The following is a 5,145-nucleotide window of genomic DNA, read 5'->3' on the forward strand; positions in this document are numbered from 1 at the left end:
ACCAATCACCCAGCGAGGCGACCACCGTCGCCGTGACCGGATCCATTTCAGAGCCCGAGATCACGGCCTGGAGGTCACCGGTCGCCAGGATGACGGCAACGGCGACCAAAACCACTGCGATGCCAACGACCGCCGTGGCGGCAAGGATGGCACGCGGAACGTTCGCGCCCGCGCCGGTGGTCTCTTCGGCGACCGACGCGCTCGCATCGAAGCCGACGAAGGCCCAACCGCAGACGGCGAGCGTGGCAAGCGCTGCTCCGAGCGAGGTCGGAGCCCCCATCGAACTGAAGAGGACGGTGGCATCGTGGATTCGGAAGAACACCAGCAGCATCGAGCCGATAAGCATCGAAGCGATTATCTCGGCTGCGATGCCGAAGTTTACCGCCACGCGAACGACCTGGACGCCGCCGGCATTGACCAGCAGGGAAGCGAGCAGCACGCAGAACGAAAGCAGCATGTGCCCGCCCGGCGAGGGCTGAAGACCGAGCAACTGCGCGAACCACGGCGCCGCAAGGAACGCCACGGTGGCGAGCGCCGCCGATACGGCAACGAGGTATATGAGGCCTGTGAAGATGCCCGCGTCCGGGCCGATCAGCCGGCGCACCCACTGATAGGGCCCTCCTGCAATCGGGAACTCGGATGCGAGTTCCGCATAGACCACTGCCACCAGCACCTGGCCGACCAGGGACAGTACCAGCAGCCACACCCACACCGGCCCGGACAGGTTCATCCCGAGTCCGAAGATCGCATAGAGACCGACCACCGGTGCGACGGTGGCAACGCCGATAGAAAATGTCGAAAAGACGCCGAGTCCGCGCCGGAGCTGCTGTCGATAACCCAGCTCCTGCAACCGTGAAGCGTCCGAGCTCACTCGATCCAAGATCCCCTCCCTATCAATCGATAGTCTACCTATCATATGATAGGCTTGGATTGTTTTGTCAATCGGCTCACGACTCGCGACGTCGCGATGCTTGCTTGCAGCAGCTCTTCTCAAGTCCGATGAGGTTCAGGGGCGCTTTCGCCGCTGGCCATCGACGCACTACGCCAGGATCCGTAGGACCTATTGCGGCGGTCGTGGCCTTAGGGGCGAGTCAAGTCGGTAGAATTTGAAAAGGATTGATAATCAAATGCTTGGCGAGGCACCGGCTTGGTGCTCGTCGCGGCCGCTGTTGCCCATGCTTTCTGGCGCCTCGTCCTGTTATCCGCCGCGCGTTGGCGGCGCGCTGCATGTTTGAACCGGCGATCAACACCCTGCCCCGGCGCGACCATCCGGCCGGGGCAGGATCAGCGCCTAATGGCTAAAGCCGGAACCAGATCCAGACGCGCCGGCGATAGCAGCGCCTGCGCAGGCGGCCGTACCGCCAGTAGGTGCGGCAGTAACGTCTCCAGGCGCGCCGCCGTCTCCTGCGCCGGCGCCAATAGCGATGCGAGACGGTTTGCAGATCCGCTTCGGTGCCGTCGTCCTCCCAGGCCTGCCTGTCCTGCGCCTCGAGCTCGTCGAGGATACCGCTTCCCGCGTCCGGAATGCCGGCCACGGCGCTGATGGGCCGAACCGCGCTGACGACTGCGGCCGCCCCCGCCAAGCCCAGCATTCCCGTCAAGAATAATCGGCGATCCATGAAAACCTCCCAATCTGCCAATCAGTGAACCGGGTCCACGAAAGGGAAGTAGCGCGGCGGTTGCAAAAGCCCAGGGGTTCGCGCAGCGCCGGGAATAGCGCGGCGGTTCCTAGCGGCGTCAGCCTTGTTGCGAAGTTGCGGTGGCCTTGCCCGCCATCCTCACGGGTCGCCGCCACCGTCAAGGCCGGTGGCGCCGACCCTTTCGTCAATTCTGCTGGATCGAAATGCCCTTGTCGTCGATCTTGAGCTCGACGCCCTTCGGCCGGGTTTGCTCGCGGTAGACATAGACGCCGAGCGCGATGACCACGACCAGCAGCGCGCCGATGATCAGATAGAGCATGTTCTGCTTCACGGCGCGTCCCTTCTAATGCATCTCGACCAAAAAGTGCGCATCGGTTTTGGGATAACGGCATGCACAAAAACAAAAGACCTAAAGCGCGTCGCCTGACTCTGTTTCAGCACGACGCGCTTTCGCGGTCGGGCCTCACGCTCGCTTCAACACCTTGACCACCAGCAGCAGGATGATGGCGCCGAGCGTGGCATTGATGATGGCGGCGAGTATGCCGCCGCCTATGGCAAAGCCGAGCCTCGGGAACAGCCAGCCGGCGATGAAGGCGCCGATGATGCCGACGATGATGTTACCGATCAGGCCGAAGCCGAAGCCCGACACGACGAGGCCGGCGAGCCAGCCGGCGATGGCGCCGATGATGATGAAGATGAGAAGGCTTTCGATACCCATTGAGCTTTCCTCTGAGCAGGAGGGCGACGCCGGGGCGCGCCCCCCGAATCGGCCTCGATATCAACGGGTTCAGGCTAAGCCAAAGCAACCCCGCCCGCCAGCGACCAGCTCATCCGCGCCGCCTTTCCTGTAATTGCTCCAGAGGCTGTTGAGATTCAGGTCAGGCCGAGCCGAAGATGGTGGATTCCGATAACCGCAATGGAGCGGACTTTTGGGTCCGTGAGTACCGGAAGCGCAGGAATCCACCATTGCAGGCCGGCATCACCTGAATATCAATAGCCCCCTAGTCGTCATCGTCGCTTACGGCAGGCCGCCAGCTGGTCGGCTCGACCTTTTTCTGCGTGGTGCTGTCGATATAGGTCCACCAGCCGCCGTCGCGAAATTGCGCGATCGACTCGTTGATCACCCCATTGCCGTCCTTCCAGTAGACGGTGACCTTGGAGCCGTCGGTCGGCGCGGTTGCTATCGGTTTCCTCTCCGCCATGTCGTCCTCCGAGGCCGTCAGCTATGGGCGAAGATATCCTCCTCGCCCCAGCCCATCAGGTCTAGTTTGGCACGCGTCGGCAGGAAGCGGAAGCAGGCGTCGGCCTCCTTCGTGCGGCCCTCGCGCGCCAGCCGGGCGGCCAGCACCTCGCGCAGCCGGTGCAGATAGAGTACGTCGGAGGCGGCATATTCGAGCTGTTCCGGCGACAGGGTCTCCGCCGCCCAGTCCGACGATTGCTGTACCTTCGACAAGGTGACTCCGAGAAGCTCGCCGCAAATGTCCTTCAGCCCATGCCGGTCGGTATAGGTGCGGGTCAAGCGCGAGGCTATCTTGGTGCAGAACACTGGTTCCGCCACGACGCCGAAGGCGTTGTAGAGCACGGCGATGTCGAAGCGGCCGTAATGGAACAGCTTGGTGACGCTGCGGTTGCGGAGCAGGCTGACCAGGTTCGGCGCCTTCTTCTGGCCGGGCGCGATCTGGATGACGTCGGCGCTGCCGTCGCCCGGCGAGATCTGCACCACGCAGAGACGATCGCGATGCGGGTTCAAACCCAACGTCTCGGTGTCGATGGCCACTGCCCCGACATTGTAGTGGGACAGGTCGGGCAAGTCGTTCTTGTGGAAGCGGATGTCGCTCATCATTGTCTCCGGATCGCGGCCTGCGCTGTTCGTTTCGTCCTCACCGCGATCCGACGAAAAATCAACAAAAACTTGTCTTTCGACCCCTCAGCGCGTCAGCGCGTCGAGAATACGGGCCCAGGAGCGCTGCCCTTTGTGGAACGAAGTGAGCTCGTATTTCTCGTTGGGCGAGTGAATGCGGTCATCGTCGAGACCGAAGCCGACCAGCAGCGACTCCAGGCCGAGATAGGTCTGGAAATCGCCGACCACGGGGATCGAGCCGCCGCCGCCGGTGATCACCGCCTGTTTCGCCCATTCGTCGGACAGCGCCTCCTTGGCCTTGGCCAGGAACGGCGAGTCGTAGGAGAGCTTGATCGCCGGCGAGCCGCCATGCGGATGGAATTCGACCGAGCAGTCAGCCGGGATGCGTTCTTGAACGAAAGCCTGGAACGCAGCCCGGATCTTCTCGGGGTCCTGCTTGTGGACGAGGCGGAACGACACCTTGGCCGAGGCCTCCGCCGCGATCACCGTCTTGAAGCCCTTGCCGGTATAGCCGCCGATAATGCCGTTGAACTCCGCCGTCGGCCGCGCCCAGGTCAGTTCGAGCACCGAGCGGCCCTTTTCGCCGGCGAGGATCGACAGGCCGATCGGCCCGAGGAAGCTCTCGGCGGTCTCGCCGAGCGTTTCCCACGACTTCAGCACCTGCGACGGCGTCTCCTCGACACCGTCATAGAAGCCCGGGATGGTGATGCGCCCATCCTTGTCGTGGATATCGGCCAGGATCCCGGCCAGGATCCGGATCGGATTGGCGGCAGCCCCGCCATAGAGCCCCGAATGCAGGTCGCGATCGGCCGCTTTGACGGTGATTTCCTCGCCGACCATGCCGCGCAGCGACACGCAGATGGAGGGCGTCTCGCGATCCCACATGCCGGTGTCGCAGACGAGCGCGAAGTCGGTCTTGAGCTCGGCGGCATTGGCCGCGAGGAACGGCTTCAACGACGGCGAGCCGGACTCTTCCTCGCCCTCGAACAGGATGGTGATGCGGCAAGGCAGGCCGCCATGCACCTGCTTCCAGGCGCGGCAGGCCTCGACGAAGGTCATCAACTGCCCCTTGTCGTCGGCCGAACCGCGGCCGGTGATTATCTTGCGGCCAGGCTCGATCTCCTTGATCGCCGGCGCGAATGGATCGCTTTCCCACAATTCGATCGGATCGACCGGCTGCACGTCGTAATGGCCGTAGAACAGCACATGCGGCGCGCCCGCTGGCCCGTCGTGATGCGCCACCACCATCGGATGGCCGGGCGTGTCGCGCACGCTGGCGTCGAAGCCGATCAGCTTCAGCTCGGCCACCAGCCATTCCGCCGCCTTGTGGCAATCCTCGGCAAAGGCCGGGTCGGTGGAGATCGACTTGATGCCGAGCAGGCCGAACAGGCGCTCGAGGCTCTGGTCGAGATTCTGGTCGAGACGATCGAGGACGGGGGAGATTCTGGACATTGTCTGAAGCCTTTCGATTTTGCGCCGACCCTAAAGGGACGAGCCGAAAACGAAAAGCCGGGAACGTTGGACCAGCGTTTGGCAGCGGAAAAACATTCAGACCGATATGTCTGACCTGAAGACGAAAAAGCCGCCGTGGTGGAGGGGGAACCACGGCGGCCTTACTCGAAACGTTGCGGCAGCCCGGAGAGG

The 5,145-nt window shown here is 63.3% G+C and carries 7 protein-coding genes; all 7 read right to left on the reverse strand.

Translation table 11 applies throughout. From position 1 onward, the window contains the following. On the reverse strand, positions 1-871 hold an 871-nt coding region (locus EOA33_RS23550; protein ID WP_245482419.1), incomplete at its 3' end, for an APC family permease. A 427-nt stretch (positions 872-1,298) separates the two neighbouring features. Next, positions 1,299-1,619 (reverse strand): protamine-2 (modular protein), encoded by a 321-nt coding sequence (locus tag EOA33_RS23555; RefSeq protein WP_126058264.1) that lies wholly within the window; start codon positions 1,617-1,619, stop codon positions 1,299-1,301. A gap of 205 nt (positions 1,620-1,824) precedes the next feature. After that, positions 1,825-1,971, reverse strand: a complete 147-nt coding sequence (locus tag EOA33_RS23560; RefSeq protein WP_126058263.1) for a hypothetical protein — start codon at positions 1,969-1,971, stop codon at positions 1,825-1,827. A 132-nt stretch (positions 1,972-2,103) separates the two neighbouring features. After that, positions 2,104-2,358, reverse strand: coding sequence for a GlsB/YeaQ/YmgE family stress response membrane protein (locus EOA33_RS23565; RefSeq protein ID WP_126058262.1), 255 nt, complete (start codon positions 2,356-2,358; stop codon positions 2,104-2,106). 283 nt (positions 2,359-2,641) lie between these two features. Continuing rightward, positions 2,642-2,842, reverse strand: a complete 201-nt coding sequence (locus EOA33_RS23570; protein WP_126058261.1) for a hypothetical protein — start codon at positions 2,840-2,842, stop codon at positions 2,642-2,644. Between the two features lie 17 nt (positions 2,843-2,859). Further along, the gene (locus EOA33_RS23575) at positions 2,860-3,480 is read right to left on the reverse strand and encodes a ribonuclease D (protein ID WP_126058260.1); all 621 of its coding nucleotides are present in this window, start codon (positions 3,478-3,480) and stop codon (positions 2,860-2,862) included. A gap of 87 nt (positions 3,481-3,567) precedes the next feature. Continuing rightward, positions 3,568-4,953, reverse strand: a complete 1,386-nt coding sequence (locus EOA33_RS23580) for a M20/M25/M40 family metallo-hydrolase (RefSeq protein ID WP_126058259.1) — start codon at positions 4,951-4,953, stop codon at positions 3,568-3,570. Between the last annotated feature and the right edge of the window lie 192 nt (positions 4,954-5,145).

This window comes from Mesorhizobium sp. M4A.F.Ca.ET.050.02.1.1 (assembly GCF_003997725.1).
GTDB lineage: Bacteria > Pseudomonadota > Alphaproteobacteria > Rhizobiales > Rhizobiaceae > Mesorhizobium.

Bases quoted from the DNA above. Each gene is read 5' to 3' on its own strand.
- EOA33_RS23555 (WP_126058264.1), bottom strand. From the start codon at position 1,619: ATGGATCGCCGATTATTCTTGACGGGAATGCTGGGCTTGGCGGGGGCG.
- EOA33_RS23565 (WP_126058262.1), bottom strand. From the start codon at position 2,358: ATGGGTATCGAAAGCCTTCTCATCTTCATCATCATCGGCGCCATCGCC.
- EOA33_RS23570 (WP_126058261.1), bottom strand. From the start codon at position 2,842: ATGGCGGAGAGGAAACCGATAGCAACCGCGCCGACCGACGGCTCCAAG.
- EOA33_RS23575 (WP_126058260.1), bottom strand. From the start codon at position 3,480: ATGAGCGACATCCGCTTCCACAAGAACGACTTGCCCGACCTGTCCCAC.
- EOA33_RS23580 (WP_126058259.1), bottom strand. From the start codon at position 4,953: ATGTCCAGAATCTCCCCCGTCCTCGATCGTCTCGACCAGAATCTCGAC.